Raw genomic sequence first — 26,829 nt, forward strand, 5'->3', positions numbered from 1 at the left:
GGCAGAACCGGCCGGCGGGAGACTGTGTGTGCTACTTGGTCGAGAACGCGGCGTCGAACGCCGCGTCCGGGGCGTCGAAGGCGTACTTCTTGACGAACTCGAGGGCCTCCGGCGCGCCGACCAGGCGGTCCATGCCGGCGTCCTCCCACTCCACGGAGATGGGTCCCTCGTAGCCGATCGTGTTGAGCATCCGGAACGCGTCCTCCCAGGGCACGTCGCCGTGGCCCGTGGAGATGAAGTCCCAGCCGCGGCGCGGGTCCGCCCAGGCCAGGTGCGAGCCCATGCGGCCGTTGCGACCGTTGTGCATCCGCTTCTTCGTGTCCTTGCAGTCCACGTGGTAGATGCGGTCCTTGAAGTCCCAGAGGAAGCTCACCGGGTCGAGGTCCTGCCACACCATGTGGCTCGGGTCCCAGTTGAGGCCGAACGCCTCGCGGTGCCCGATCGCCTCGAGCGTGCGGACGGTCGTCCAGTAGTCGTACGCGATCTCGCTCGGGTGCACCTCGTGGGCGAACTTCACGCCGACCTCGTCGAAGACGTCGAGGATCGGGTTCCACCGGTCGGCGAAGTCCTGGTAGCCGGCGTCGATCGCCTCCTGCGAGACCGGCGGGAACATCGCCACGTACTTCCAGATCGCCGAGCCCGTGAAGCCCACGACCGTCTTCACGCCCAGCTTCGCGGCGAGCCGCGCGGTGTGCTTCATCTCCTCCGCGGCGCGCTGCCGCACGCCCTCGGGGTCGCCGTCGCCCCACACGACGTCCGGCAGGATGTCGCGGTGGCGCTGGTCGATCGGGTCGTCGCAGACGGCCTGGCCCTTGAGGTGGTTCGAGATCGCGTAGACCTTGAGGTCGTACTTGGCGAGGAGGTCGAGCTTGCCCTGGACGTACTCGTCGTCGTCCCAGCGCCACGGGTCGAGGTGGTCTCCCCAGCAGGCGATCTCCAGGCCGTCGTAGCCCCAGCCGGACGCGAGCCGCGCCACCTCCTCGAACGGCAGGTCTGCCCACTGCCCCGTGAAGAGGGTGATCGGTCGTGCCATGGTCGTGTCTCCTTCGGTCGTTCTCGGTATCGCGCCCGGGGTCACCGGGCGGACGTGCTGGTCAGGGAGCGGGGCTTGCCGTCCGACGACTCGTCGGCGGCGGCGCGCGAGCGGCGGCGGAGGACGACGTAGCCGCCGGCGAGGAGGAGCACGGCGACCACGGCGACGGCGATCCACACGCCCGCGCCGCTCCCGGTCGACTCGTCGTCCGCGGTGCCGGACCCGTCGGTCGCGGCGTCGGGGTCTCCGGCGGCCCCGTCCGCCTCGTCGCCCGACCCGTCCTCCGCGCCGGCCGCGGCCTCGTCGTCCGCGTCCGGGGCCGGCTCGGGCAGGGGCACGACGTCGACCTGCGCGGACGCGGTCGCCTCGGCCGGGTGGGTGATCGTGGCGGTGAGGGTCCAGTTGCCCTCGGCGAGGACGCCGGGCTCGGACGTGTACCAGCCGACGCCCTCCGACGCCGAGGAGAGGGTGAGCGGTCCGACGGTCTCGCCGTCCGCGGACTCCGCGGTCACGGAGACGTCGGCCGCCTCCTCGACCGGGTGGCCGTCGATCTTGTAGGTGAGGTTGGCGGAGATGCCGCCCTCCCCGTCGGTGCCGAGGGAGATCACGACGTCGCCGCCGTGCGCGGCCGCGGGGGCCGCGACGCCCAGCAGCGCGAGGACGGCGCCGAGCAGCACGCCGAGCGCCGCGGTGAGAAGAGCGCGCACCCCGACCCGGGGTCGGGTGCTGGAGCTGGTGCCGCTGCGGGTGCCGCTGGGCTGCGCAGACGTTCGGGACATCGGGTCATCACCTCGTCGTGGTCCGTGTGGTGGCTCCGGGGCCGACAGCGGTCGTCGGTCCCCGGGGTGCCCCGGCGCCGGGCCGGAGCGCCCGTTCCCGGGCGCCGGGGCCGGAGACCCGGAGGTCTCCGTCGTGCTCGTCGTGCGGGCAGCGTACGGTCGGCCCGGCCGATGGGCCGCCCGTCCGCCGAGCGCCCGCACGCCGAGCGCGGTGCCCGGCGGGCCGGTGCTCAGAGCACCGGCCCGCCGGAACCTGTCAGGAGCAGGCCCGGGCGGCGTAGTCCGCCGTCCCGGAGAACGTCCTCCCCTCGGCGTCGGTCGCGGTCACCGTCACGGTGCCGGCGTCGATCCCCACGGCACGCGACGCGAACGACTGGTAGGCGTTCGCACCCGGCGCCACGTCCGCGAACTCCTTCGACCCGTACGGGGTCTCGAGAGTGATCGCGACCGGGACCGCGTCGTCGTTCGTCGCGCGGACCGCGACGAACACCTTGCCGGCCATGCAGCGCGTCTCCGCGGTGATGGTCACCGCGATCGGCTCGACCTCGTCACCGACCACCCGGAAGTGGCCGAACGACGCCGGCGCACCGGTGTCGGCCGAGGCCCCGAGAGCGAAGAGCCCGACTTGGGCGCCCGACGCGGGAGCGTTCGTCACGCTCTGGTCGAACGTGGTCCAGGTCTCGCCGTCGGCGCTGTACGCGCCGGTGAACGTGTCACCGGAGCGGGTCAGGCGCAGGTGCCACACGTCGCCCGTGAGGCTCGACGACTGGGGCTGCGGGTTCTGCACGACCCCGGCGACCTCGCTGCGCAGCTCGATCCGGGCGTTCTTGGCCTGGCCCGCCTGGTTGTCGACCACGTAGTCGAGCTTGACGTAGTTGTCGTCGTCGCCGTAGACGATCAGACCGCCCTGCTGGTACTGACGGTCGAGCGCCGAGCCGTCGACGACGGTCTCGATGGTCCACTCCTCGCCCGGCTGGTCCTGCAGCACGATGTTCGGCACAGGACGGTTGTCGGTCCCGTAGATGTCCGTCGGCGTCGTGTCGATCTGCAGCGAGCCGTCCGCCACGCGGTAGCCGGTCGGGTCCTCGCGGACGATCGACCAGCGGCATGCGTCGAGGGCGTTGCCGTCGAACTCGTCGTCCGGCCCGGGGGCGAACGCCGTGTCGTCGGGCGTGATCGAGAACCAGTCGAACGCAGCCTCGATCACCGGGGACGCGGTGTTGTTCCCCTTGAACGAGACGAGGCCGATCTTCGCGTTCTCCAGGTCAGCGATCGACTTGGTCTCCGGCATCGTCGTGAAGTCGACGCCGTCGGCCGAGTACGCCGCCTGGAGGTTCTCGCCGTTGCTGACGAACCGGACGTAGACCGTGTCCGGGTAGTCGGCGCCGAGGTTCGCCGAGTTGGACGCGGAGACCTCGTTCGGCTGGGCGTTCTCCTCACGGATGAACTGGAAGATGCGGGTCGCCGGGTCAGCCGCGGACGAGCGTCCCTGGAGCACCATCTTCGCGTAGTTGTCCTGGTCCTCCCAGATCACCAGACCGGCCTGCTGGTACTGCTGGCGAGCCGGCAGCGTGAGCTTGGCCGTGGCCGTGAAGGGCCCGTCCGGAAGGTCCTGGAGCACCATGTTCGGCACGGTGGTGTTGTCCGTGCTGTAGAAGTCGGTCGCCGTCGTCGGGATGACGAGGTTGCCGTCCCGCACGACCAGGTTCTGGTCGCGGTTGAGCACCGACCAGCGGTTCTCGTCGAGGTCCGTGCCGAGGAAGTCGTCCGACCGGCCCGAGAAGCACATCCCCGGTCCCGTCTGCGACGCCTTCACCGTCACGGTCGTGTACTCGACCGAGTACGCGCCACGCTCGTCAGAGGCCCGCACCTGGAGCCGGTACGTGCCCGGCTGGTCGTACGTGACCTCGAACGAGTCGGTCCCGTCGACGAACCCGTCACCGAGTCCCGCGTCCCACGCGAAGGTGATCGCGTCGTCCTCGGGGTCGGAGGCGGTCGCCGTCGCGGTGACCGTCAGCGGGGCGGTGCCCGTCGTCGGGGTGACCTCGAACGAGTCGATGGTCGGGCGCTCGTTGTCCGTGACGCCGCGGCCGTCGAACTCGAGCCAGTTGACGTTGGCCTGACCGGACGTCAGGACGAAGTAGAGCGTCCCGGTGCCCGAGGGCACGTCGGTCAGCTCGGTCGAGACGTTCGTGTAGACCTGCCAGTCACCGGTGCCGGGGACCTGGATGGACCCGATCTCCGGGCCGTCCGCGGCGTTCCAGCGGACGGAGACCACCGCGTTGCTCGGCGAGGCCGCGCGCAGCGCGATCGAGTCGACGCCGTGGAGCGAGATCGGGTCGTACGCCCACCAGTCGCCCGGCTCGATGTAGCCGATGTTCTGGCCACCGCCGGCGGTGTCGGACGTCGTCTCGCGCACCACGCCCGGGTCGCCCGTGCTCGTCGAGTCCGCGAGGCGCCCGGTCGACGTGAAGAACTCCGCCTGGAGCAGCTTGGGCTGGAGCACCTGGAGGTCGTTCGCCGTGAGCGGGGCACCAGCGGCGCCACCGTCGTCGGTGTACGACGCCTCGATCACCCAGAAGATGTTCGACTCGATGCCGTGGCCCTCGTCGCGCGCCGTCTGGAAGACGCCCTCACAACCGTCGAGCACGTCCATCGGGTGCGCGTGCGAGTCGTGGCCGAGCGACGTCGAGAGCTCGACCTGGCTGCAGTCGACCTCGCCGTCGGGGTCGTCGACCGCGATCTCGTACCGGACCTGGTCGCCCCACTGGAAGAACCCGCCGTTGTCGGGGAACGTGATGGAGATCGTCGGCGCCTCGTTGCCGACGACGACCGACACGTTCGCCACGCCCGTCTGACCCTGGGCGTCCGTCGCCACGAGCTGGGCGGTGTAGCTGCCGTTCTCCGTGTACGTGTGCACCGGGTTCGCCTCGGTCGACGGCTCCGAGCCGTCGCCGAACGTCCACTGCAGGGTCAGGGCGTCTCCGGCCGGGTGGCGCGTGCCCTCCGAGGAGAACTGCACCGTGAGCGGTGCGTGGCCGCTCGTCACGTCGGCGCTCGCCCGCGCGATCGGCGACGGGTTGCCCTTGACGTAGTTGACCTTGTAGATGCCGCTCGAGTCGTTGTCGCCGCCGAAGCCCGAGCCCCAGTCGACGACGTAGAGCGCGCCGTCGGGACCGAAGTCGAAGTCCATCGCACGGTCGAAACCGGCGCTCGGGTCGAAGATCTTCGGCATGACGCGGTTGATGTCGACGATGTCGTCGCGCTTCTCGCCCTCGAGCTGGATCGAGTACAGCTTGCCCTGGTTCCACTCGCCCAGGAACGCCTTGCCGTCCCAGTACTCGGGCCACTGGACGTCGGAGTCGAGCTCGGGGTCGAACTGGTAGACGGGGCCGCCCATGGGCGCACCGCCGCCGCCGATCTCCCGGAAGTCCGGGTTGCCGGCGTAGTTGTACCAGATCTCGGCCTCGATGGCCGGGGGCAGCTGGGTCAGGCCCGTGTTGTTCGGGGACTGGTTGACCGGGCCGGCGTCGCAGTTGAACGCCGCGCCGGACTGGCCGGTCGCGAAGTTGTACTTGAAGTAGTCCGCGTTCGCACCCGTGCAGTACGGCCAGCCGTAGAAGCCGGGCTCGCTGACGACGTTCCACTCCACCGTGTTGCCCGGGCCACGAGTCGGGCTCGCGCTGCCGGCGTCGGGGCCGTAGTCACCCACGAGGATGTTGCCCGAGTAGGGGTCCACCCCGATGCGGAACGGGTTGCGGAAGCCCATCGCGAAGATCTCGGGCCGGGTCTTCTCGGTACCGGGGGCGAACATGTTGCCCTCGGGGATCGTGTACGTCCCGTCCGCCTCCGGGTGGATGCGCAGAACCTTGCCGCGCAGGTCGTTGGTGTTGGCCGACGAACGCTGAGCGTCGTAGTCCTGACGACCGGCGCGCTCGTCGTGCGGCGAGTAGCCGCCCGACTCGAACGGGTTGGTGTTGTCGCCCGTCGCGAGGATCAGGTTGCCGTCCTCGTCGAAGACCATGTCACCGCCGGCGTGGCAGCACGTGTTGCGCTGCGTCGTGACGGTGAGGACCTTCTTCTCGGTGGCCTGGTCGATCGTGCCCGTGGCCGGGTCGAAGTCGAACCGCGAGATCCGGTTGTGCGGGCCGTCGGAGCCGACGTTCGCCGGAGCCCAGTAGGTGTAGACCCACCCGTTCTCCGAGAAGGCCGGGTCGAGCACGAGACCGAGCAGACCGTCCTCGTTGGCAGTGGTCACCGGGAGGGTGGTCGCGGTGTGCGTCGTGTTGGTCGACGGGTCGATGACCTGCACGCGGCCGTCGCGCTCGGCGTAGAACACCGTGCCGTCGTCCGCGACGTCCAGGACCATCGGGTTGCGCGTCTCCTCGTCGAGCGCGATCTGCTCGTAGCTCGCGGACTGCGTCGCCGCGCAGTCCGACGCCACGGCGCCGGCGGCCGTCTGGATGCCGCCCAGCAGGTGCTGGAGGAAGTCCGGGTCGGCGTACGACTCGTCGGTGTGCCCGCCACCCGTGTACCAGGAGCGGCCGCCGTCGTAGACCTGGCACCACGCCGTCGGGTGCTCGGCGCCCATCGCGCCGCTGCCTGCGTTGTAGGTGGTCTCGTCGAGGCTCGCGAGCACGTGCACCGTGTCGCGCGGGTTGGTGCGGAAGTTGTACCACTCGTCGAACCGCTCCCACCGCGAGGGCAGGTGCGCCGTCGACTCGTGGACGTGGTCCTCGACCTTGACGGTCGCGGTCTGGTTCTGGGGGTGAGCGCTGAAGTACGCGCCGACCAGCCCGCCGTACCAGGGCCAGTCGTACTCGGTGTCGGACGCCGCGTGGATGCCCGCGTACCCGCCCCCGTTCTGGATGTAGCGCTCGAACGCGGCCTGCTGGTCGTCGTTGAGGACGTCGCCGGTCGTGGACAGCCACACGACGGCGTCGTACTGCTCGAGGTTCGCGTCCGTGAACGCGCCCGCGTCCTCGGTCGCGGTGACCTCGAAGTTGTTCTCGGTACCGAGCTTCTGGATCGCTGCGATACCCGCGGGGATCGACCCGTGGCGGAAGCCACCGGTCTTGCTGAAGACGAGCACGTCGAACGGTTCGGTGTCCGCGGCCGTGACGACGGGCGCCGCCGCGACGCCCGTGGGCACCGTTGCGGCCGTCGCCGACGTCGCCGCCGCCATGGTCAGAGGGAGAGCGACCGCTGCCGCGGCAGCTGCCGCGACCGTCCGCCTCATGGCGAGCGATCCTCCTAGCACGTTTCTCACAAGGTCTCCTCGTCGAGATGGGGAATCAGTGCTGCGCTCCGCCGGGTGCCGCCATCGGCCGGCCGCCGTCCCGGGATTTTCGACCGACAATTTTGATTGCCCGTCGTACTAAATGTGCGCCAACGTTGCGCGCCCATCCTCCTTTCCTCCGAGCCGGTCCCGGCCGGCCGTGCTGCGCTGCAACGGCCGACACCGTCGGTCCGGTGTCCGGGTCGACCCTCCGCCCCGCGGGCCGACCCGGACTGATACTACGGCTGGACCCAGCCGCCTGACGCCGCGCTCCGCTCGACCGCGTCGAGCACGCGCTGCACCACGAGGCCGTCCGCGAAGGTCGGTGCCGGGTGCGTCCCGGCGGCGATCCCCTCCACGAGGTCGACCGCCTGGTGCGTGAACGCGTGCTCGTACCCGAGCCCGTGGCCCGCGGGCCACCAGTGCGCGACGTACGCGTGCTCCGGCTCCGTGACGACGATGCGCCGGAAGCCGGCGACGGCCGCGTCGTCCGCGGCGTCGAAGAAGTGCAGGACGTTCATGTCCTCGAAGTCGAACGCGACCGAGCCCTTCGAGCCGTTGATCTCGAGGCGGATCGCGTTCTTGCGGCCGTAGGCGAAGCGCGTGGCCTCGAACGTCCCGATGCCGCCGCCGGACAGCCGGGCGAGGAACACCGCCGCGTCGTCCACGGTGACGGGCCCGCGCTCGGTGCCGCCCTGGCCGGACAGCCCCGCGAACTCCGTCGCGACCGGACGCTCCTTCACGAAGGTCTCGAGGAGCCCCGAGACGCTCGTGATCTTCTCGCCGGTGATGAACTGCGCGAGGTCGATGACGTGGGCGCCGATGTCGCCGAGGGCCCCGCTGCCCGCCTTCGACTTGTCGAGCCGCCACGACAGCGGCGCGTTCTCGTCCGCGATCCAGTCCTGGAGGTACTGCGCGCGGACGTGGCGCACGGTCCCGATGCGCCCGTCGGCGACGAGCTGGCGCGCGAGCTGGATGGCCGGGACGCGGCGGTAGGTGAAGCCCACCATCGCGACCTGCCCGCGTGCGGCCGCGGCCTCGGCGACCGCGACCATCTTCTCGGCCTCGGCGACCGTGTTGGCGAGCGGCTTCTCGCACAGCACGTGCTTGCCCGCCTCGAGCGCCGCGATCGCGATCTCTGCGTGCGTGTCGCCGGGCGTGCACACGTCGACGAGGTCGACGTCGTCCCGCGCGACGAGCGCCTGCCAGCTCGTCTCCGTGGACTCCCAGCCGAGCCGCTGGGCGGCGGCGGCCAGCGCCTCCGGGTTGCGGCCGCCGAGCACCCGCATGCGCGGGTCGAGGGGGAGGTCGAAGAACCGGGGGGCGGTCCGCCAGGCCTGCGAGTGCGCTGCCCCCATGAACGAGTACCCGACCATGCCGACGCCGAGCTGCGCGCCGTCGTTTCCTGCCATGACGTTCCTTCCGTGCGCCTTCTTGTGCGCGTGACGTGAGCACGTCCACGGTCCGGCCGGGTTCTCCCGGGCGGACCGTGGACGTGGTCCGCGTGCTTCCTGCTGCGTGCTGACGACGGGCGTCAGCGGTCCGTCAGGACTGGAACGCCGTGGGCAGGTACTGGTCGACGTTGTCCTTCGTCACGACCGGCGCGAAGAGCTGGACGGTGCGCGGCACGCCGGACGACGCGAGGTCGCTCATGTTCTTCTCGTGCGCGACGAGGCGGGCGAGCTTGATGCCGTCCGCGGCCTGGGTCGACGGGTAGATGACCGTCGCCTGGAGGACCGAGTCACCGGCCTTGATGTGCTCCATCACGTTCGCCGAGCCGGCACCACCGACCATGAAGAACTCGTCGCGGCCCGCGTTCTCGATCGCGGAGAGGACGCCGACACCCTGGTCGTCGTCGTGGTTCCAGATCGCGTCGATCTGCGGCGCGGCCTGGAGGAGGTTGGCCGTCGCGGCCTCGCCGCCCTGGACGGTGAAGTCCGCGGCGACGCGGTTGTCGACGTCGAGGCCGCAGTCGGACAGCGCGTCCGCGAAGCCCTGGCTGCGGTCCTGCGTGAGGGGCAGCGAGTCGATGCCGGCGATCTCGGCGACCACGGCGTCCGGGTTGTCGCCCAGCTGCTCGCAGATGTACTGACCGGCGCTCACGCCCATGCCGTAGTTGTCGCCGAGCACCGTCGTACGGGCGGCGAAGGGGCTGGAGAACTCGCGGTCGACGTTGATGACCGGGATCCCGGCCTCCATGGCCTGCGTGGCGACGTCGGTGAGCGCGGCACCGTCGAACGGCAGCAGCACGATCGCGTCGACGCCGTCGTTGATGAAGCCCTCGATCTGGCTGATCTGGACGTTCACGTCGTTCGTGCCGTCGGCGACACGGAGCTCGACGTCCTCGTACTTCTCGGCCTCGGCCTCCGCCGCGCTCGTGATGGCGCCCATCCAGCCGTGGTCGGCGGCGGGGGCCGAGAAACCGATCACGATCGGGTCGCCGGGGGCGTCGTTGTCGGAGACGGCCTCGTTGCTGCTGCCTCCGCCGTCGCCCTCCGCGGTGTTCTCGGTGGTCGGGGTGTTCGACGTGCAGGCCGTGGCGATCAGGGCGATCGATGCGGCGGAGACGGTCGCGATCGCGAACCGACGACGGAGGGTGGTGCGTGCGGACATGGGATCTCCTTCGATGCTGTCCTACGGGAGGAACTGCGGGGGAACGGGGTGCTGGTCCGGATGGTGCGGAGCTGTGGTTGGACCGGGGTGCCGGGGTCGCGCGACTACGTGGTCCGCCGCGCCAGGCGCTGCTGGAGCAGCACCGCGCCGACGATGATCACGCCCTTGGCGATGGCCTGGACCGAGCTGTCGACGTTGTTGATGATGAAGACGTTGGTGAGCGTCGTGAAGATGAGGACGCCCAGGACGGTGCCGACGATCGTGCCGCGACCGCCGGCGAGGAGCGTGCCACCGACGACGACCGCGGCGATCGCGTCGAGCTCGAGGAGCGTGCCGTTGGTCGAGGAGCCCGCACTGGTGCGGGCGAGGATCATGATGGCCGCGATGCCGGCGGTGAGGCCGGACAGCGCGTACACGTAGACGAGGTGCCGCTGCACCTTGATGCCGGCCAGGCGGGCCGCCTCGGGGTTGCCGCCGACGGCCACCGTGCGGCGCCCGAACGTCGTGCGGTTGAGGAGGAACCAGCCGAGCACGGCGACGAGCGCGAAGATCCAGACGATCTTCGGGACGCCGAGGAGGTTGCCCTTGAACAGGTCGAGGAACGCGGAGTCCTTGACGACCTGGGTGCGCTTCTGGGCGATGAGCTCGGCGAGGCCTCGCGCGGCGACCAGCATCGCGAGGGTCGCGATGAACGCCACGACCTTGCCGTAGGCGATGATGAGGCCGTTGATGAGACCGGCACCCACGCCGACGGCGAGCGCGCAGATCACCATGACGACCCAGCCGTAGGACTGCGTCGCCAGCGTCGTCGCCCAGACCGAGGCCAGCCCGAGCACGGAACCCACCGACAGGTCGATGCCGCCCGTCGTGATGACGAACGTCATACCGATGCTCACCACCCCGAGGACCGCGCCCAGGCTGAGGATGGTCATGAGGTTGCTGACGCTCGCGAACCGCTCGCCGCCCGTGGCGAAGCCCACGACGCACAGGAGGAGCAGAGCGACGACGAGGCCGATGTTCCGGCCTGCGGGGCCGGACATGAACCCACTCTTGCGGCGTTCGCTCGCGGCCTTCTCGACTCGGGCCGACTCGTCGGCGCCCGGCTTCTCCGTCGGCACCGACGCCGACACCTGCTGCTCGCTCACGCGACACTTCCTTCCATGACCATGTCGAGCACCTGGTGCTCGTCGATGGAGCTCGAGGGCCCCTCGTGGACGACACGACCCTCGGAGACGACGAGGACGCGGTCGGCGAGGCCGAGGACTTCGGGGATCTCGCTGGACACGACGACGACGGCGGCACCCTCGTCGGCGAGCCTGCGGATGAGTGCGTAGATCTCGGCGCGTGCGCCGACGTCGACGCCGCGCGTCGGCTCGTCGAGGAGCAGGACGCGGCAGCCGTGGACGAGCCATCGGGCGAGCATCGCCTTCTGCTGGTTGCCGCCCGACAGGGTGCGGATCGCGCGGTCGACGCCCGCGGGACGGAGCTCGAGCGAGTCGGCCTGCTCCTTGGCGGCCCGCCGCTCGGCCCGCTCGTCGAGGAAGCCGCCGCGCGCGAAGCGGGCGAACGTCGACAGGGTGACGTTGCGGTAGACCGGCTCGTCGAGCAGCAGTCCCTGGCTCTTGCGCTCCTCGGGCGCGAGGCCGATACCGGCGTCCACCGCGGCGGCCACGGAGCCGGCGCGGAGCTTCTTGGAGTCGACCGTGACCGTGCCCGCGGTCGCTCGACGCGCGCCGTAGATCGTCTCGATGATCTCCGAACGGCCCGCGCCCACGAGACCGGCGAGTCCGACGATCTCTCCGGCGCGCACCTGGAGCGACACGTCCTCGAACACGCCGCGCAGGCCGAGGCCCGCGACGTCGAGCACGACCGGCGCGTCGTCCGCCGGCCCGTCCGTGACGGGGAAGACGTACTCGACGGAGCGCCCGGTCATGAGCGTGATGAGCTGCGCCGTCGGCGTCTCGGAGACCGCGAGGTTCTGCGCGACGGTCCGGCCGTCCTTGAGGACGGTGATGCGGTCGCCGATCTCGCGGATCTCCTCGAGACGGTGCGAGATGTAGACGACCGCGACCCCGGCCTTGGTCAGCTCCTTGACCACGCGGAAGAGGTTGCCCACCTCCTCGGAGTCGAGCACCGCGGACGGCTCGTCCATGATGATGACGCGCGCGTCGTGCGAGAGCGCCCGAGCCATCGAGACGATCTGCTTGCCCGCGGCCGACAGGTGCTCGACCTCCTTGGTCGGCGAGATCTCCGCGTGGCCGAGCCGCTTGAGCAGCTCTCGCGTCTTGCGGACGGCCTCGCGGCGCTGGGAGAACCCGAGCGTCGAGAGCTCGTGCCCGAGGTAGACGTTCTCCGCGACGGTCAGGCCGTCGACGACGTCGAGCTCCTGGTACATGGTCGCGACGCCGTGCCGCAGCGCGGCGACGGGGTCGGAGATGGTGATGGGCTCGCCGTCGAGCAGGATCTGCCCTTCCGTCGGCTGGTGAGCACCGGCGAGCACCTTGATGAGGGTGGACTTGCCGGCGCCGTTCTGCCCGAGGAGGCAGTGGACCTCGCCGGGGAGGATCTCGAGATCGACGCCGTCGAGCGCTCGAGCCCCCGGGAAGACCTTGACGATGCCCTGCATCTGCAGGAGCGGCTGGGGAGGGTCTGCGGTGACCATGCGGTGAACCTAGCGGACCTTTTGACGACGGTCAATCATAAGATCGCGGTCTTTTGCCGCTGTTACAACTTCGTTACCAGCAAAAGTGGACACGCGCCGCGAGGGCGAGGGAACGCTCCCACGCCACGGGCGGACCGCGATTCCCAGGCAGGTCGACACAGTGGACGACGGCCGACTGACGTGCCGAACCACCGAGGTGTCGGCCTGGGTGCGGGGGTCTGCGCGAGCGCGTGGGGCGGGTTTCGCCCGGACGGGAGGCCCGCCCTCGGGTCTCCACAACTTCCGACGACGTCCGTGTCGCCTTGGGAGGGGACAGTAGGGTACCTTTTGGCGATCGTCAAGCAAAAGCCGATGACTCGTCCGGCACGTACGGACGACCGACGAGAGGCTCCGTGATTCACTGTGCCCATGGAGGAACTGCTGAAGTTCGCGCCGCGCCCGACCGGCGCCGGCGACATGTTCCAGCTGCTCCGGGACGGTCAGCCGCGCACGCGCGCGGACCTCGCAGCGATCACGGGGCAGGCGCGATCCACCATCGCCGCCCGGATCGACCTCCTCATGTCGGCGGGCCTCATCGCCCCCGCGGGAGAGGCGAGCTCGACCGGCGGGCGACCGCCCGTGACCTTCGCCTTCAGCCCTGAGGCGCGCATCGTCCTCGCCGTCGACCTCGGCGCGACCCACGCCCGTCTGGCCGTGACCGACCTTGCGTCCAACGTGCTCGCCGAGACCGATGCCGCGCTCGCGATCGCCGACGGCCCCGAGGTCGTCCTGTCGTGGGTCGCGGACACGGGCGAGAAGCTCGTCGCGACGACCGGGCGCAGCCTCGACGACCTCGTGAGCGTCGGCGTCGGCCTGCCCGGACCGGTCGAGCACTCGACCGGCCGGCCCATCAACCCGCCGATCATGCCCGCGTGGGACGACGTCGACGTCCCCGGGATCCTGCAGAAGCGGTTCAACGCGTCGGTCCTCGTGGACAACGACGTGAACATCATGGCGCTCGGCGAGCACCGCACCGCGTGGCCCGCGGTGACCGACATGCTGTTCGTCAAGGTCGCCACCGGCATCGGGTCCGGCATCATCGCCGACGGCGAGCTGCGACGCGGCGCGCAGGGCGCCGCCGGCGACATCGGCCACGTCGCCGTCCCGAGCGCGGCCGACGTCCCCTGCCGCTGCGGGAACGTCGGCTGTCTCGAGGCCGTCGCGAGCGGCCAGGCGGTCGCCGCCGCGCTCGCCGCCGCGGGCCTCGACGCGACGAACAGCGCCGACGTCGTCACCCTCGTCCGTGGCGGGGACCTCGCCGCGAGCCAGGCCGTCCGCCAGGCCGGACGCGACATCGGCTCGGTGCTCGCAGCGTGCGTGAGCCTCCTCAACCCGTCGCTCATCGTCATCGGCGGCATCGTCGCCGAGGCGGGCGAGCACCTCATCGCGGGCATCCGCGAGATCGTGTACCAGCGGTCGCTCCCCCTCGCGACGCAGCACCTGCGCATCGTCACGTCGCAGGCACGGGGCCAGGCCGGCGTGCTCGGTGCGAGCGCCATGGCCGTGGATCACGTACTCTCGCCCGCAGCGATCGACGCGCTCATCGCCTGAGCGCGGTCGCCGGGGGCCGCTGCCCGCGACACGCGGGCGTGACGAGTGTGACGAGGCACGAGGAGGAGTCATGACCGAGCGGGACCGTCGAGCGCTCGTGGTCCGGGGCGGTTGGCCCGGGCACGCACCCGAGGAGGCGGCGGAGCTTTTCGTCCCGTTCCTGGAGGCGTCCGGCTACGACGTGACGCTCGAGGGATCGTTGGAGTCGTACGCCGACGAGGACTTCATGGCGAGCCTGGACCTCGTCGTGCAGTGCTGGACGATGGGCGAGATCCTGCCCGACGAGATGCGCGGGCTGCGCACCGCGATCGCGAACGGCACCGGGTTCGCCGGCTGGCACGGCGGGATCGTGGACTCGTTCCGGCTCGCGACCGACTACCTCCAGATGGTGGGCGGGCAGTTCGCCGCCCACGCGCACGACCTCATCGACCACACGATCGAGATCGCCCCCGAGCACGCGGACCACCCCATCGTCGCCGGCATCAGCTCCATCGCGCTCCACTCCGAGCAGTACTGGGTGCTCGCCGACTCGTACAACGAGGTCCTCGCGACGACGACGATCGTCCCGCGCGACGGCGACCCCTGGCACGAGCCGATCGTCTCCCCCGCCGTCTGGACGCGCCGCTGGGGTGCCGGCCGCATCTTCGTGTGCGCGGCGGGCCACCAGCTCGCCGACCTCGAGGTCCCGCCCGTCCGCACGATCGTGGAGCGCGGGATCCTCTGGGCGAGCCGCTGAGCCACGGCGCACCCCGCACCCCGTTCCCTACACTCGGCGCGTGACCTCGTTCCACGGGCTCCTCGCCTACCCGATCACGCCGCTCACCTCCGCCGACGCACCCGACCTCGACGCGCTGGCCGCCGTCGTGGGCGGTGCCGCGCGGGCAGGTGTCGACAGCGTCGTCGTCCTCGCGTCGTCGGGCGCGGGGGTGACGTTCACGCCCGAGGAGCGCGACGGCGTCGTGCGGGCCGCCGTCGCGGCGGGCTCCGCGGCCGGTGCGCCGCGCGTCCCGGTGCACGTCGCCGTGAGCGGCGCGTCCACGCGCGAGGTCGTCGCGCGCGCCCGCGCGGCACGGGACGCCGGGGCGGACGGGCTCGTGCTCGCCCCGTTCTCCTACCTCCCGCTCGACGAGGACGAGGTCGTGGCCGTGTTCGAGACCGTGGCGTCGGCCGTCGACCTGCCGGTCTGCTACTACAACCGCAGCGTGCAGACCGCGTACGACGTGACGCCCGGGGCGCTCGCCCGGCTCGCGCGCACCACGACGGTCACGGCCGTCAAGGACCCCGCGTCCACGCCTGCGCGACCCGCCGGTCGGGTCGCCGCTCTCCGGGCGGCGACCGACGGGCTCGGCGTGAGCGTCGGGCTCAGCGGCGACCCGGCGATCGTCGGCGGCGCCGAGGTGGCCGACGCCTGGCACACCGGGCTCGCGGCGCTCGTGCCCGCCGAGTACGTGACGCTCCGGCGCGCCCGGGCCGCGGGCACGGCACCCGACGCCCAGGTCGTGAACTGGCTGGGCGCCCTCACGGACGTCCTGGCCTCGCTGCGCCCGGTGAGCGGGTTCCACGCGCTCGCGAACCTCCTCGGCGTGCCGACCGCTCCACCGCGGGGCCCGTCGCTGCCCGTCCCGCCCGACGGCGTCGCGCGCCTGCGGGAGGTCGTGGCGCGACGCCCGTCGACGCCCTGACCCACCCCCCGCGGCGCTGCGGCGAGTCGGACGGCTCAGCCGGCCGCGCCCGAACGTGCTTCGCCGCCGACGCCGGACGCGTCGCCACCGACCCGGTCCGCGACGGCGTCAGGCCCGCCGGCGAGCAGCGCGACGAAGCCCTCCTCGTCGAGGATAGCCAGGCCGAGGTCGCGGGCCTTCGTCTCCTTCGAGCCCGCGTTCGCACCGACGACCACGTAGTCGGTCTTCTTCGAGACGGACCCCGAAGACTTGCCGCCGGCGGCGATCACGGCCTCCTTGGCACCGTCGCGGCTGAAGCCCTCGAGCGACCCCGTGACGACGACGGTGAGCCCCGCGAGCGGCCCGGTCGGCACCTGGCGTTCCCCCGGACCGGGGTGTCCCGGGATGGAGAACCGCACCCCGTCCCGCTTCCACTGCTCGACGATCTCCTGGTGCCATCCGACCTCGAGCCACGCGATCACCTCGTCGGCGATGACCGGCCCGACGCCCTCGACCGCCGCGAGCGCCTCCCGCCCCCCGTCACGGATCGCCTCCTCGATGGCGTCCAGGGACCCGAACCAGTCCGCGAGCGCGCGCGCCGCGACCGGGCCGACGTGCCGGATGTTGAGGCTCACGAGGATGCGCCAGAGGTCCTTCGTCTTCGCGAGCCGCAGCTCGTCGACGAGGGTCTGCGCCGTGCTCGACGGCCCGTACACCGGGTAGTCCTTGCGGATCCCGGCGGCGCGACGCTCGGCCGGCGTCGCGTCCTCGAACCCGGGCGGGTAGGTCCGGGCGGCGACCTTCTGGAACGGCCGGACGACCTTGGCGAGCAGCACGGAGCCGTCGGACATCGGGACCTCGCCCGACTCCCCCACGCCCTCGTACGGCCGGGGCAGGCCGGTCTCGGGGTCGCGCACGACGACCTTGATCGGCGCGAGCTGCTCCACCGTGAGCCCGAAGAGGTTCTTCTCGGTGCGCAGCGGGGGCTCGGCCGGCTCGTAGGGCTGCGTCAGCGCAGCGGCGGTGACCTCGCCGAGCGCCTCGACGTCGAGACCGCCGCGCGAGCCGATGTGCTCGACCCGGCCGCGCACCTGGGCGGGGCAGGACTCGGCGTTGGGGCAGCGCAGGTCGACGTCGCCCTCCTTCATGGGGCGCAGGGGCGTGCCGCACTCGGGACACTCGGCCGGCATGACGAAGTCCTCGCGCGGGTAGCCGTCGTCCGCGAGCGCCGCGACGGGACCGAGTATCTCCGGGATGACGTCGCCGGCCTTGCGCAGCACGACCATGTCGCCGATCCGCACGCCCTTGGCCCGGACGACGTCCTGGTTGTGGAGGGTCGCCTGGCGCACGGTGCTGCCCGCGACCTTGACCGGCTCCATGACGGCGTAGGGGGTCGCTCGACCGGTGCGCCCCACGCCGACCTGGATCGCGAGCAGGCGCGTGTTGACCTCCTCGGGCGGGTACTTGTAGGCGATGGCCCACCGAGGCGCACGGCTCGTCGCCCCGAGCCGGCGCTGGAGCGCGAGCTCGTCGACCTTGACGACGATCCCGTCGAGTTCGTGCTCGATGTCGTGGCGGTGCTCGCCGAAGTAGGCGATGCGTTCCATCACCTCGTCGAGCCCGTGCACCACCCGGTTGTGGGGCGACACGGGCACGCCCCACCGCTCGAACAGGTCGTAGGCGTCGGACTGCCGGGTGAGCTCGGCGTGCTCGCCCGCCTCCCACTGGAGCGCTCCGACGCCGTGGGCGTACATGCGCAGGTTGCGGCTCGCCGTGACGGCCGGGTCCTTCTGCCGCAGCGAGCCGGCCGCGGTGTTGCGCGGGTTGGCGTACGGGTCCTGTCCGGCGGCGACGAGCTTCTCGTTGAGCGCGGCGAAGTCCGCGACGCCCATGAAGACCTCGCCGCGGATCTCGATGACGTCCGGGTGCGTGGCCGGGTCGCCCGCGAGCTGCTGCGGGATGCTCGAGATGGTGCGGACGTTGGCCGTGACGTCCTCGCCCGTGCGCCCGTCGCCGCGCGTCGCGGCCCGCACGAGCCGACCCTTCTCGTAGAGCAGGGCGATGGCGAGGCCGTCGATCTTCACCTCGCACAGGTAGCCCACCTCCGCGTCGGCGGCCACGCCGAGGTCGCGGTGCACGCGCGCCGCCCACGCCGCGAGGTCCTCCTCGCTGAACGCGTTGTCGAGCGAGAGCATCGGCTCGAGGTGCTGCACCGTCGCGAACCCCGCGGCGGCACGACCACCGACGCGCTGGGTGGGCGACTCGGGCGACTGGAGCGCGGGGTGAGCGGCCTCGAGCGCCTGGAGCTCGTGCATCCGGGCGTCGTACTCGGCGTCCGAGGAGACGGGCTGGTCCTCCTCGTAGTACGCGCGCTGGTCGGCCTCGACCTGGGCGACGAGCTCGGCCCAACGCCGCTGTGCGGCAGCCTCGTCGAGCTCGGCGGCGGACGCGGCCGTGGGGACCTCCTGGTCGGTCACGGTCGGGGGGGTCGGGGCGGACGTCGCCGGGGTGCTCTCGGTCACCCGCACATCATCGCGCGGACCGCCGACATCCGCCGCCCTCCCCGTCGGGCGCGGCCTGGTGCGGTCGTCACGCTCAGGGCCGACTCCGGTGCGCGAGGTGAGCCCCGAGGCGCTCGACGGCGTCCGCGAGGTCGTCGGGCTCGACCACGCGTACGGGCACGCTGAGAGCCAACCGTGCGGCCGTCAGGGCCAGCCGCCCGACGTCCTCGCCACGGATCCGGACCACCACGGCCCCCGACGCGGCGTCGACCACGTCGTGGTCCACCCACCGGAGCACCTCGACGAGGTCGTCGAGCCTGGCGTCCAGGACGAGGGTGGCGACCCGTTCTCGGGGCACCGCGCCGAGGACGTGGGCGACGAACGCGGCCGCGCCACCACAGGGGATCTCGCGGGTCGCGAAGCGGCCCCCGGTCGCCTGCGGACGTACGAGCCGGTCGAGGCGGAAGGTGCGCCAGTCGTCACGTTCCCGGTCCCACGCGACGAGGTACCAGCGGCGATCGGCGGCGACGAGCCGGTGCGGCTCGACCAGGCGCCGGGTGCGGGTGCCGTCGCCGGCGCGGTAGGGGAAGCGCACGAGCTCGTGGTCGCGGCACGCGGCCGCGAGCACGCTGAGCGACCCCGGGTCGACCAGGTCCTGGTCGGTCGGCGACGCCACGGGCCTGATGCTGGAGCGCAGCGCCGCCACCCGTCTGCGCAGTCGGTGCGGCAGCAGGCTCTCGACCTTGGCGAAGGCACGCAGCGACGTCTCCTCCATCCCGTCGACGGCGGCGACCGCCGCGCAGCCGAGCCCGACCGCGAGCGCGACGGTCTCGTCGTCGTCGACCACGAGCGGCGGCAGGTGCGCTCCCGACTCGAGGCGATAGCCCCCGTACCTGCCCGCGGTGGCGGCGACGGGGTACCCGAGCCCCCGGAGACGGTCCACGTCGCGGCGCACCGTCCGCTCGGTCACGTCGAGTCTCCGGGCGAGCTCCGCACAGGGCCAGAACCGGTGCGTCTGGAGCAACGAGAGCAGCGTGAGCGCGCGGCCGGTGGGATCCGTCGACATGCTCCCAGCCTCTCGCGCACCGCGGACCGCTCCTGTCCGCGATGCCTCCTACGGTCGCACCGATCGAGCGCCGCACCGCGCGCATCGGCACGTCACCGGAAGGACCCACACCCGTGTCACACGCCATCGACTTCCCGGAACCGACCATGGTCGCCGTCAACGGCATCGAGCTCGAGGTCTTCGAGGCGGGGCAGGAGAACGCGGGCAGACCCGTCGTCCTCTGCCACGGCTGGCCCGAGCTGGCCTTCTCGTGGCGACACCAGATGGCCGCGCTCGCCGAGGCGGGCTACCACGTCATCGCCCCCAACCAGCGCGGCTTCGGCAGGTCGTCCCGCCCCGCCGAGGTGTCCGACTACGACGTCGTGCACCTGACCGGCGACCTCGTCGGGCTCCTGGACCACTACGAGTACGAGGACGCGACGTTCGTGGGCCACGACTGGGGCGCGAACGTGGTGTGGAGCGCCGCCGTGCTGCACCCGACCCGCGTGCATCAGGTGGTCGCGCTCAGCGTGCCGTACCTGGAGCGCGGCGAGGTGCCGCCCCTCGCGTTCATCGAGGCGGTCGTCGGCAGCGACTCGTACTTCGTCCACTTCAACCGCCGGCCCGGCGTGGCGGACGCCCTGTTCGACGCGAACGCCCGCCGGTTCCTGCGCAACCTGTACCGCAAGGACGAGCCCGCGTCCGAGCCGGCATCGGGCACGTGGCTCCTCGACCTCGCCCACGCCGAGACGCCGCGCGGCGAGCCGGTGCTGGGCGACGCCGAGCTGGCGGTGTTCGTCGACGCGTTCGAGGCGTCGGGATTCACCCCCGGTGTGAACTGGTACCGCAACGTGGACCGCAACTGGGAGCTGATGAAGGGGGTCGACCCGATCGTCCGCCAGGCCGCACTGATGGTCTACGGCGCACGGGACACCGTCATGAGGGCGCCGAACCTCGAGGCGTTCGTCCCGCGCGTCGAGGTCGTGGAGCTGGACTGCGGCCACTGGATCCAGCAGGAGCTGCCGGAGGAGACCACCCGCCTGATCCTCGCGTGGCTCCGGCGACAGGAGGACGCCGTCAGGTCGTGACCCCCGGCAGTCGGGCGGTCACCCCCAGCCGTGGGACGCGTCGTCGTGCATCGGCGGGCACGTGCCGCCAGGCTCGGTGGCGGCCTCGAAGTGCCACAGCTCGTTCGCGTACGTGCGGCACAGGCCGAACTCCGCGCCGTGCTGCTCGAGCCACAGCGCTCCGTCGGTCGGGCCGACGTCGATCGCGAGCCCCGCGACGTGCTCGGACGACTCGGGCGGCAGGACCCAGCGGTGCGCCTCCTCGGCCGTTCCGTAGCGCTCCAGCGCCGCGTCCACGAGCTCCTGCTGCTCGGCCGCGGTGCGCCACCCGGACGTGAGGGTGAGCTCGACGCCGTCGGCGTCCGCGGCGGCGCGTGCCGCGTCGAAGCGGCGCTCGAGCTCCGGGTCGAGGCCGGTCGCGGTCTGCGGGCGCAGCGTGGGCGACGGGTCGGCGACGGCGCCGCCGTCGCGCGTCGTCACGGTGAGGTACGTGAACGCCCCCGCCGCACCGAGCGCGCCGACGACGAGGACGCCGACCACGGCGCGGGCGACGCGGCGGGGACCGGGACGACCCGGGACGTGGCGGGCGGGGCGGACGGGGCGCAGGGGTGTCGTGGTCATGCGTCGAGGCTCGCCCGCCGCGGCCCCTCGTCACATCGGCCCGACGGCGACTCCTCGGCCCCGCCGTCCGGCGCACGCGCGCTACGCGGGGTCCGCCCCCGGCCCGACGCCGCTCCGCCCCAGGGCGGAGGGCTCGCAGCGGGTCCTCCCACCCCGGGCGGTGCCGCCCGGGTCGGGCCCCGGCTACCGTGGTCGGGTGCACCGGCTCACCCGTCTGCCCGTGTGGGCGCAGGACCTCGTGACCGCGCTCGCTGCGGGCCTCGTGTGGTTCGCGGTCATCATGGTGATGGAGAGCGGCGACTACTGGTATCCCCGTCACCCCGAGTCGTACCGCGTGGCGGGGCTGTGGATCGTCCTGACCCTCGCCCTGCGGCGGGTCGTGCCGGGGCCGCTCTTCTGGGCGACGGCGATGCTCTACCCCCTCGCCCTGCCGTGGACCATGCAGACGCCGTTCGAGCTCCTCCCGCTCCTGGTCGCGGGGTTCGCCGCGACCCGCTCGGGCGCCGTCCCGTGGGCGCTCGCCGGCCTCGCGGGCGGTCTCTCGGCGTTCGCGACGCAGCTCTGGGAGCGCCCGCACCTGACGTTCCCCCCGACTCCGTTCTTCCCCCGATGGACCGGGCTCGCCCAGTCGCCGTCGGACGTGCTCCTCGCCCTCGCGCTCGTCCTGGGCGCGGTCGCGGCGGGCTACTTCTTCCGCCGTCTCGCGCTGACGTCCGACCGGCTGCGCGAGCGCAACGCCGAGCTCCAGGCGCTCCAGGCCGAGCTGGCCGAGCGCGCCGTGCTCGCCGAGCGCACGCGGATCGCGCGCGAGCTGCACGACGTCGTCGCGCACCACATGTCCGCGATCGTCGTGCGGGCACAGGCCGCGGACCGCGTCGCGGCGAACCAGCCCGAGGCTCCCGCCGAGGCCGTGCGCTGGATCAGCGACGAGGGCAAGCAGGCGCTGACCGCGATGCGCTCGGTCGTGCAGGTGCTGCGCCGCGGCACCGAGGCCGACGGCGGGACGGCGGCCCTCGCGCCGACGCCGGACGGCGCCCGCGCGCCCGACGAGCTCCGCGCGGCCGCGCGCCGCCTGCGCGACGCGGGCCGCGCCGTCGACCTCACGCTGCCCCGCCCGTGGCCGACGACGAGCGCCGAGTCCGGCCTCGCCCTCGTCCGCATCGCCCAGGAGGCCCTGACCAACGTGCTGCTCCACTCGCTCGCCCGCGGCGTCACCGTGACGCTGACCGACGACGCCCCCGACCTGCGCCTGCGCGTCCACGACCCGGGCCCTCCCCTGCCGAGCGCCGAGGGGCGCCAGGGGCACGGCCTGACCTCCATGCGGGAGCGCGCGCTCGCCGCCGGGGGCGAGCTGTCCGCCGGCCCGGACGGGCGCGGCGGCTGGACCGTCGAGGCGCGCATCCCCCGGGAGACCGCGTGACCGCCCTCGCGCCGGGCGCCGACGGGACCGGCGCCACGCTCCCCCCGGTCCGCGTCGTCGTCGTGGACGACCAGTCGACGATCCGGCTCGGCCTGCGCATGATCCTCGACAACGAGCCGGACGTGACCGTCGTCGGCGAGGCCGGGGACGGCGAGACCGCGGTGGCGATGGCGCGCGCGCTGCGGCCCGACGTCGTGCTCATGGACGTGCGCATGCCGCGCCTCGACGGCATCGAGGCGACCGCGCGCATCGTCGCGGACCCCGAGCTCGCCGACGTGCGCACGCTCGTCCTGACGACCTTCGACGACGACGAGTACGTGTACGGCGCGCTGCGTGCCGGGGCGGCGGGGTTCCTCCTCAAGGACGCGGACCCGCAGACGCTCGTCGACGCCGTGCACCGCGTCCGCGCGGGCGACTCGCTGCTGGACCCGGCCGTCACCGGGCGCATCATCTCGACGTACGTCGAGCTCGCTCGGCTCGCGCCGCTCGGGCCCGACGCCGCCGAGACCGGCGCGCCCGCGAACGGTCTGGCCGCGGCGACGCCCCGCGAGCGTGAGGTGCTGCTCGCCGTCGCGCGCGGGCTCTCGAACCGCGAGATCGGCGCGGAGCTGCACCTCACCGAGGCGACGGTGAAGAGCCACGTGCGCTCGCTGCTCACCAAGGTCGGGCTGACCAACCGGGTGCAGCTCGTCATCCTGGCCTACGAGGCCGGACTCGTGCGCCCCGGTGGCGGCTGACCCCGAGAGGCGTCATGACTCCGGCGGCAGACCCTCCATGAGGTGCTCGAACGCCTCGACGACCCGCCACATGTCACCGAGCAGGACCTCTATCCGCTGCTCGAACCCGTCGCCCGCGTAGACCCAGGTCTCGTGGGAGGCGTCGCGGCGGTGGAGGGAGAGCACGAGCTCGGTCGCCCGCCACTCGTCCCTCCGGTCACCGCCCGGCGGCGCGTGCTCGGCGAGCGCCGCGACAGGTACCGCGACCTCGGCGCTGACATGCTTGCGGTCGTGCGGGTGGTCGCTCTCCTCGTGCACCACGGCGCACCACGGCGGGCAGTCGTCCACCTGCCAGGACGGCCTGCGGAGCGGCGAAACCCCCACTGCTGATCCCCCTGTCGTGCCGTCGAGCACGTCGGTCATGCCGTTCACCTCCCCCGGGCGACGCCGACCATGATGCCCGGCGCGTCCGACACGGCCGACCGTGCGGTCAGGGAGCCGGTGGACGGAGCAGCGACACGGGGTCCGTCTCCAGCCGTTCGGCGAGCTTCTCGACCGAACGAAGGGTCAAGTTGCGCTCACCGCGCTCGATCCCGCCCATGTAGGTGCGGTGCACCCCCAGGAACTCGGCGAAGTCCTCCTGGCTCATCCCTCTGCGGACCCGGAGGGCTCGCAGGTTCTCACCCAACGCACGCTGAAGATCTCCTTGCACGCGTGCAACCGTCGCCCAGCGCTACTCCTCGGTCTACAGACTTATGGGTATCAACCTGCTCCCGAACGACTCCTCACGCTACCTATAGATAGCACATGTCGAGCGGCCGCGAGCGCGACGGAGCCCGACGGCGGAAAGGGGACTCGCGCCGTCGGGCTCCGGGTTCGTGGGGCCGGGAAGGGTCAGCCGGCCGCCACGGTCTCGGCAGGCGGGGTCGCCGCCTGCCCGTCCTTGGCAGGCGGGGCGGCCGCCTGCCGGTCCTCGGCGCTCGCGGCCTCGTGGGCCGCGAGACGCTCCGCGCGCACGACCTCGCGGCTGCTGCCGCGGTAGGCCGCGACGAGGATGTCGCGCATGTCCTCCAGGACGGGCATCCGCGGGTTCGCGGGGGCGCACTGGTCCTCGAACGACCGGAGCGCGAGGTCGTCCAGGCGGCTCAGGAACGCCGTCTCGTCGACTCCCTGTGCGGCGAACGTGGGCTCGATGCCCACCTTGGCGCGCAGCTCCTCGACCGCCTTCGCGTACGACTCGACGCCCTCCTCCGGGGTGGCGGCCGGCAGACCGAGGTGCTTCGCGATCTCCTGGAACCGCTCGGGCGCCACGTAGCGCTCGTACTTGGGCCAGCTCGTGAGCTTGGTGGGCACCTGTCCGTTGTAGCGGATCACGTGCGGCAGGAGCACCGCGTTGGTGCGCCCGTGCACGAGGTGGAACGTCGAGCCCACGGTGTGTGCCATGGCGTGCACGATGCCGAGCATCGCCGAGCCGAACGCCATGCCCGCGATGGTCGCCGCGTTGTGCATCTTCTCGCGCGCCTTCGGGGCCGCCGCCCCCTGCGTGACCGAGTCCTCGATGTGCTCGAAGACCATCTTGATGGCCTGGAGGCACAGCCCGTCGGTGAAGTCGTTCGCGTAGACGGAGACGAACGCCTCGGTCGCGTGCGTGAGGGCGTCGAAGCCCGAGTCGGCCGCGAGCTTGGCGGGCATGGTGTCCGTCAGGACGGGGTCGACGATCGCGACGGTCGGGGTCAGCGCGTAGTCCGCGAGCGGGTACTTGAACCCCGTCTCCGGGTCGGTGATGACCGCGAACGGCGTCACCTCCGCGCCGGTGCCCGACGACGTCGGGATGCACACGAGCTTCGCCCTGCCCCCGAGCTCGGGGAACTTGTACGCGCGCTTGCGGACGTCGAAGAACTTCTCGCGCATGTCGGAGAACTCGATCTCCGGGTGCTCGTACCGCAGCCACATGACCTTGGCGGCATCCATGGGCGAGCCGCCGCCGATCGCGATGATCGTGTCGGGCTCGAAGTCGCGCATCGACTCGGCGCCGCGGTTCACGGTGCCGACGCTCGGCTCCGGCTCGACCGCGTCGATGATCTGGATCGCGACCTTCTCCTCGCGGCGAGCGAGGACGTCGAGCACGCGGTCGACGACGCCGATGCGGCTCATGACCTTGTCGGTGACGATCGTGACGCGGTGCACGTCGCGCATCTGCGCGAGGTACTGGATCGAGTTCGGCTCGAAGTACGTCTTGGCGGGCACCTTGAACCACTGCATGTTGTTGTTGCGCCGCCCGATCCGCTTGACGTTGATGAGGTTGACCGCCGACACGTTGTTCGACACCGAGTTCGCGCCGTAGCTGCCGCACCCGAGCGTGAGCGACGGGAGCAGCGCGTTGTAGATGTCGCCGATGCCGCCGAGCGACGTCGGGCTGTTCCACAGCACGCGCACGGCCTTGACCCGCGAGCCGTAGCGCTCGACGAGCTCCTGGTCGGCCGTGTGGATGGCGGCCGAGTGGCCCAGGCCGTCGAGCTCGACCATGCGCTCCGCCAGGCGGACGCCGTGCTCGGTGTCGCGCGCGCGCAGCACGGCGAGGACGGGCGTGAGCTTCTCGCGGCTCAGCGGCTCGTCCGGGCCGACGTCGTCGATCTCCGCGAGGATGATCGACGTGTCGTCGGGGACCTCGAAGCCGGCCTCGCGCGCGATCCACACGGGCGACTTGCCGACGACCTTCGGGTTGAGCTTGGCACCGGCGCAGTTCGTGCCGTTCGCCTCGACCCCGAAGATCAGGCGCTCGAGCATCGCCTTCTCCGCGGGCGTCGCGCGGTAGGCGTGCAGGCGAGCCAGCTCGCGCATCGCGTCGTCGTAGATCACGTCGTCGAGGATGAGCGCCTGCTCCGACGCGCACACCATGCCGTTGTCGAACGCCTTCGACATGACGACGTCGTTGATCGCACGGCCGAGGTCGGCGCTCTTCTCGACGTAGGCGGGCACGTTGCCCGCGCCGACGCCGAGCGCGGGCTTGCCCGCCGAGTAGGCCGCACGGACCATGCCGTTGCCGCCCGTCGCGAGGATGAGCGCGACGCCCGGGTGGTGCATGAGCGTGTTGGTCGCCTCGATCGACGGGTGCTCGACCCACTGGATGCAGTCCTCGGGCGCGCCGGCCGCCACCGCGGCGTCGCGCACGATGCGGGCCGCCTCGACGGACGAGCGCTGCGCGCTCGGGTGGAACGCGAACACGACGGGGTTGCGCGTCTTGAGCGCGATGAGCGACTTGAAGATCGTGGTCGACGTCGGGTTGGTCACCGGCGTCACCGCGCACACCACGCCGACGGGCTCGGCGATCTCGACGACGCCCGTGAGCTCGTCACGGCCGATGATGCCGACCGTCTTGAGGTTCGCCATCGAGTTGGGCACGTGCTCGCACGCGAAGATGTTCTTGGTCGCCTTGTCCTCGAACACGCCGCGCCCGGTCTCGGCGACGGCCATCTGCGCGAGGTGGCCGTGCTGGTGCAGGCCCGCGACGGACGCCTTGAGGACGATCCGGTCGACGTCCTCCTGCGTGAGGCTCATGTACTGGTCGAGCGCCTTGCGGGCTCGCTCGACGAGGACGTCGATCTCCTGCGTCGTGCGGGTGTCCTCGGTGCGGTTCTCGACCTTCGTGCCGGCGCTCTTCGCGCTCATGCGTCCCCTCCGGTGCCCGGTCGGGGCCGGGCGTCGGGCCGCGGGTGCTGCCAGGGCCGGATTGCCCCGGCTCCTTCAGCGGTCTCTCTACTTGTGAATGTTTTCACAAGGCACCCGGTCGGACAAGGCCCGGCGACCGTTCGAGGCCCAAGGTCCCGGCCCCCTGGTGACCTC

At 72.0% G+C, this 26,829-nt stretch carries 19 protein-coding genes; 6 read left to right on the top strand and 13 right to left on the bottom strand.

All coding sequences use genetic code 11. The annotated features are described in order from the left end of the window. Positions 1 to 31: 31 nt before the first annotated feature. From AC6CH9_RS08305 to AC6CH9_RS08335, 7 genes are all read right to left on the bottom strand, one after another. Positions 32 to 1,033, bottom strand: a complete 1,002-nt coding sequence (locus AC6CH9_RS08305) for a sugar phosphate isomerase/epimerase family protein (protein WP_053369958.1) — start codon at positions 1,031 to 1,033, stop codon at positions 32 to 34. A gap of 41 nt (positions 1,034 to 1,074) precedes the next feature. Further along, positions 1,075 to 1,812, bottom strand: coding sequence for a hypothetical protein (locus AC6CH9_RS08310; RefSeq protein WP_498154453.1), 738 nt, complete (start codon positions 1,810 to 1,812; stop codon positions 1,075 to 1,077). 256 nt (positions 1,813 to 2,068) lie between these two features. Next, complete coding sequence (locus tag AC6CH9_RS08315) at positions 2,069 to 7,051, bottom strand: ThuA domain-containing protein (protein WP_498154454.1); 4,983 nt, start codon at positions 7,049 to 7,051, stop codon at positions 2,069 to 2,071. Positions 7,052 to 7,329: 278 nt separating this feature from the next. Then, on the bottom strand, positions 7,330 to 8,502 hold the full coding sequence (locus AC6CH9_RS08320; RefSeq protein ID WP_498154455.1) for a Gfo/Idh/MocA family protein: 1,173 nt from the start codon (positions 8,500 to 8,502) through the stop codon (positions 7,330 to 7,332). Positions 8,503 to 8,635: 133 nt separating this feature from the next. Further along, positions 8,636 to 9,703 carry a substrate-binding domain-containing protein gene (locus AC6CH9_RS08325; RefSeq protein WP_498154456.1) on the bottom strand — a complete coding sequence of 356 codons (1,068 nt, stop codon included), beginning with the start codon at positions 9,701 to 9,703 and terminating at the stop codon, positions 8,636 to 8,638. Between the two features lie 104 nt (positions 9,704 to 9,807). Continuing rightward, complete coding sequence (locus AC6CH9_RS08330; protein WP_498154457.1) at positions 9,808 to 10,848, bottom strand: ABC transporter permease; 1,041 nt, start codon at positions 10,846 to 10,848, stop codon at positions 9,808 to 9,810. Next, positions 10,845 to 12,365, bottom strand: coding sequence for a sugar ABC transporter ATP-binding protein (locus tag AC6CH9_RS08335; protein WP_498154458.1), 1,521 nt, complete (start codon positions 12,363 to 12,365; stop codon positions 10,845 to 10,847). Before AC6CH9_RS08335 ends, AC6CH9_RS08330 begins: the two co-directional genes overlap by 4 nt. Before the next feature lie 408 nt (positions 12,366 to 12,773). Between AC6CH9_RS08335 and AC6CH9_RS08340 the strand changes: the two genes are divergently transcribed. The 3 genes from AC6CH9_RS08340 (at position 12,774) to AC6CH9_RS08350 (ending at position 15,637) form a co-directional block, all read left to right on the top strand. Further along, positions 12,774 to 13,955, top strand: a complete 1,182-nt coding sequence (locus tag AC6CH9_RS08340) for an ROK family protein (protein WP_498154459.1) — start codon at positions 12,774 to 12,776, stop codon at positions 13,953 to 13,955. A gap of 70 nt (positions 13,956 to 14,025) precedes the next feature. Further along, complete coding sequence (locus AC6CH9_RS08345) at positions 14,026 to 14,691, top strand: ThuA domain-containing protein (RefSeq protein ID WP_498154460.1); 666 nt, start codon at positions 14,026 to 14,028, stop codon at positions 14,689 to 14,691. Positions 14,692 to 14,731: 40 nt separating this feature from the next. Next, entirely contained in the window at positions 14,732 to 15,637 is a 906-nt protein-coding gene (locus AC6CH9_RS08350) for a dihydrodipicolinate synthase family protein (protein WP_498154461.1), read from the top strand. 35 nt (positions 15,638 to 15,672) lie between these two features. Here AC6CH9_RS08350 and ligA read toward each other — a convergent pair whose 3' ends face one another. Together ligA and AC6CH9_RS08360 are read right to left on the bottom strand one after the other, a co-directional pair. Beyond that, the gene (gene ligA, locus AC6CH9_RS08355) at positions 15,673 to 18,138 is read right to left on the bottom strand and encodes an NAD-dependent DNA ligase LigA (RefSeq protein ID WP_498154462.1); all 2,466 of its coding nucleotides are present in this window, start codon (positions 18,136 to 18,138) and stop codon (positions 15,673 to 15,675) included. 73 nt (positions 18,139 to 18,211) lie between these two features. Then, positions 18,212 to 19,183: a helix-turn-helix transcriptional regulator gene (locus AC6CH9_RS08360; protein WP_498154463.1), complete on the bottom strand. Its 972-nt coding sequence runs from the start codon at positions 19,181 to 19,183 to the stop codon at positions 18,212 to 18,214. 113 nt (positions 19,184 to 19,296) lie between these two features. On the opposite strand from AC6CH9_RS08360, the gene AC6CH9_RS08365 reads away from it, so the two are divergent. Further along, on the top strand, positions 19,297 to 20,250 hold the full coding sequence (locus AC6CH9_RS08365; protein ID WP_498154464.1) for an alpha/beta fold hydrolase: 954 nt from the start codon (positions 19,297 to 19,299) through the stop codon (positions 20,248 to 20,250). A gap of 18 nt (positions 20,251 to 20,268) precedes the next feature. Here AC6CH9_RS08365 and AC6CH9_RS08370 read toward each other — a convergent pair whose 3' ends face one another. Beyond that, entirely contained in the window at positions 20,269 to 20,850 is a 582-nt protein-coding gene (locus AC6CH9_RS08370; protein ID WP_498154465.1) for a M15 family metallopeptidase, read from the bottom strand. Between the two features lie 196 nt (positions 20,851 to 21,046). Between AC6CH9_RS08370 and AC6CH9_RS08375 the strand changes: the two genes are divergently transcribed. Together AC6CH9_RS08375 and AC6CH9_RS08380 are read left to right on the top strand one after the other, a co-directional pair. Next, on the top strand, positions 21,047 to 22,270 hold the full coding sequence (locus AC6CH9_RS08375) for a sensor histidine kinase (RefSeq protein ID WP_498154466.1): 1,224 nt from the start codon (positions 21,047 to 21,049) through the stop codon (positions 22,268 to 22,270). Next, positions 22,267 to 23,007: a response regulator gene (locus AC6CH9_RS08380; protein WP_498154467.1), complete on the top strand. Its 741-nt coding sequence runs from the start codon at positions 22,267 to 22,269 to the stop codon at positions 23,005 to 23,007. The genes AC6CH9_RS08375 and AC6CH9_RS08380 overlap by 4 nt, the downstream gene beginning before the upstream one ends. 12 nt (positions 23,008 to 23,019) lie before the next feature. On the opposite strand, the gene AC6CH9_RS08385 is transcribed toward AC6CH9_RS08380, so the two are convergent. From AC6CH9_RS08385 to adhE, 3 genes are all read right to left on the bottom strand, one after another. Beyond that, the gene (locus AC6CH9_RS08385; protein WP_498154468.1) at positions 23,020 to 23,409 is read right to left on the bottom strand and encodes a DUF6907 domain-containing protein; all 390 of its coding nucleotides are present in this window, start codon (positions 23,407 to 23,409) and stop codon (positions 23,020 to 23,022) included. 67 nt (positions 23,410 to 23,476) lie between these two features. After that, positions 23,477 to 23,698, bottom strand: a complete 222-nt coding sequence (locus AC6CH9_RS08390; RefSeq protein WP_141389377.1) for a helix-turn-helix domain-containing protein — start codon at positions 23,696 to 23,698, stop codon at positions 23,477 to 23,479. Between the two features lie 182 nt (positions 23,699 to 23,880). Next, positions 23,881 to 26,655, bottom strand: coding sequence for a bifunctional acetaldehyde-CoA/alcohol dehydrogenase (gene adhE, locus AC6CH9_RS08395; protein WP_498154469.1), 2,775 nt, complete (start codon positions 26,653 to 26,655; stop codon positions 23,881 to 23,883). Positions 26,656 to 26,829 lie beyond the last annotated feature (174 nt).

The sequence above is a fragment of the Cellulosimicrobium sp. GQ32 genome, assembly GCF_059758455.1.

Excerpts from the sequence above, each read along its gene's own strand:
- AC6CH9_RS08305 (WP_053369958.1), bottom strand. The coding sequence starts at position 1,033 with ATGGCACGACCGATCACCCTCTTCACGGGGCAGTGGGCAGACCTGCCG.
- AC6CH9_RS08310 (WP_498154453.1), bottom strand. The coding sequence starts at position 1,812 with ATGTCCCGAACGTCTGCGCAGCCCAGCGGCACCCGCAGCGGCACCAGC.
- AC6CH9_RS08315 (WP_498154454.1), bottom strand. The coding sequence starts at position 7,051 with ATGAGGCGGACGGTCGCGGCAGCTGCCGCGGCAGCGGTCGCTCTCCCT.
- AC6CH9_RS08320 (WP_498154455.1), bottom strand. The coding sequence starts at position 8,502 with ATGGCAGGAAACGACGGCGCGCAGCTCGGCGTCGGCATGGTCGGGTAC.
- AC6CH9_RS08325 (WP_498154456.1), bottom strand. The coding sequence starts at position 9,703 with ATGTCCGCACGCACCACCCTCCGTCGTCGGTTCGCGATCGCGACCGTC.
- AC6CH9_RS08335 (WP_498154458.1), bottom strand. The coding sequence starts at position 12,365 with ATGGTCACCGCAGACCCTCCCCAGCCGCTCCTGCAGATGCAGGGCATC.
- AC6CH9_RS08340 (WP_498154459.1), top strand. The coding sequence starts at position 12,774 with ATGGAGGAACTGCTGAAGTTCGCGCCGCGCCCGACCGGCGCCGGCGAC.
- AC6CH9_RS08345 (WP_498154460.1), top strand. The coding sequence starts at position 14,026 with ATGACCGAGCGGGACCGTCGAGCGCTCGTGGTCCGGGGCGGTTGGCCC.
- AC6CH9_RS08360 (WP_498154463.1), bottom strand. The coding sequence starts at position 19,183 with ATGTCGACGGATCCCACCGGCCGCGCGCTCACGCTGCTCTCGTTGCTC.
- AC6CH9_RS08370 (WP_498154465.1), bottom strand. The coding sequence starts at position 20,850 with ATGACCACGACACCCCTGCGCCCCGTCCGCCCCGCCCGCCACGTCCCG.
- AC6CH9_RS08385 (WP_498154468.1), bottom strand. The coding sequence starts at position 23,409 with ATGACCGACGTGCTCGACGGCACGACAGGGGGATCAGCAGTGGGGGTT.
- adhE (WP_498154469.1), bottom strand. The coding sequence starts at position 26,655 with ATGAGCGCGAAGAGCGCCGGCACGAAGGTCGAGAACCGCACCGAGGAC.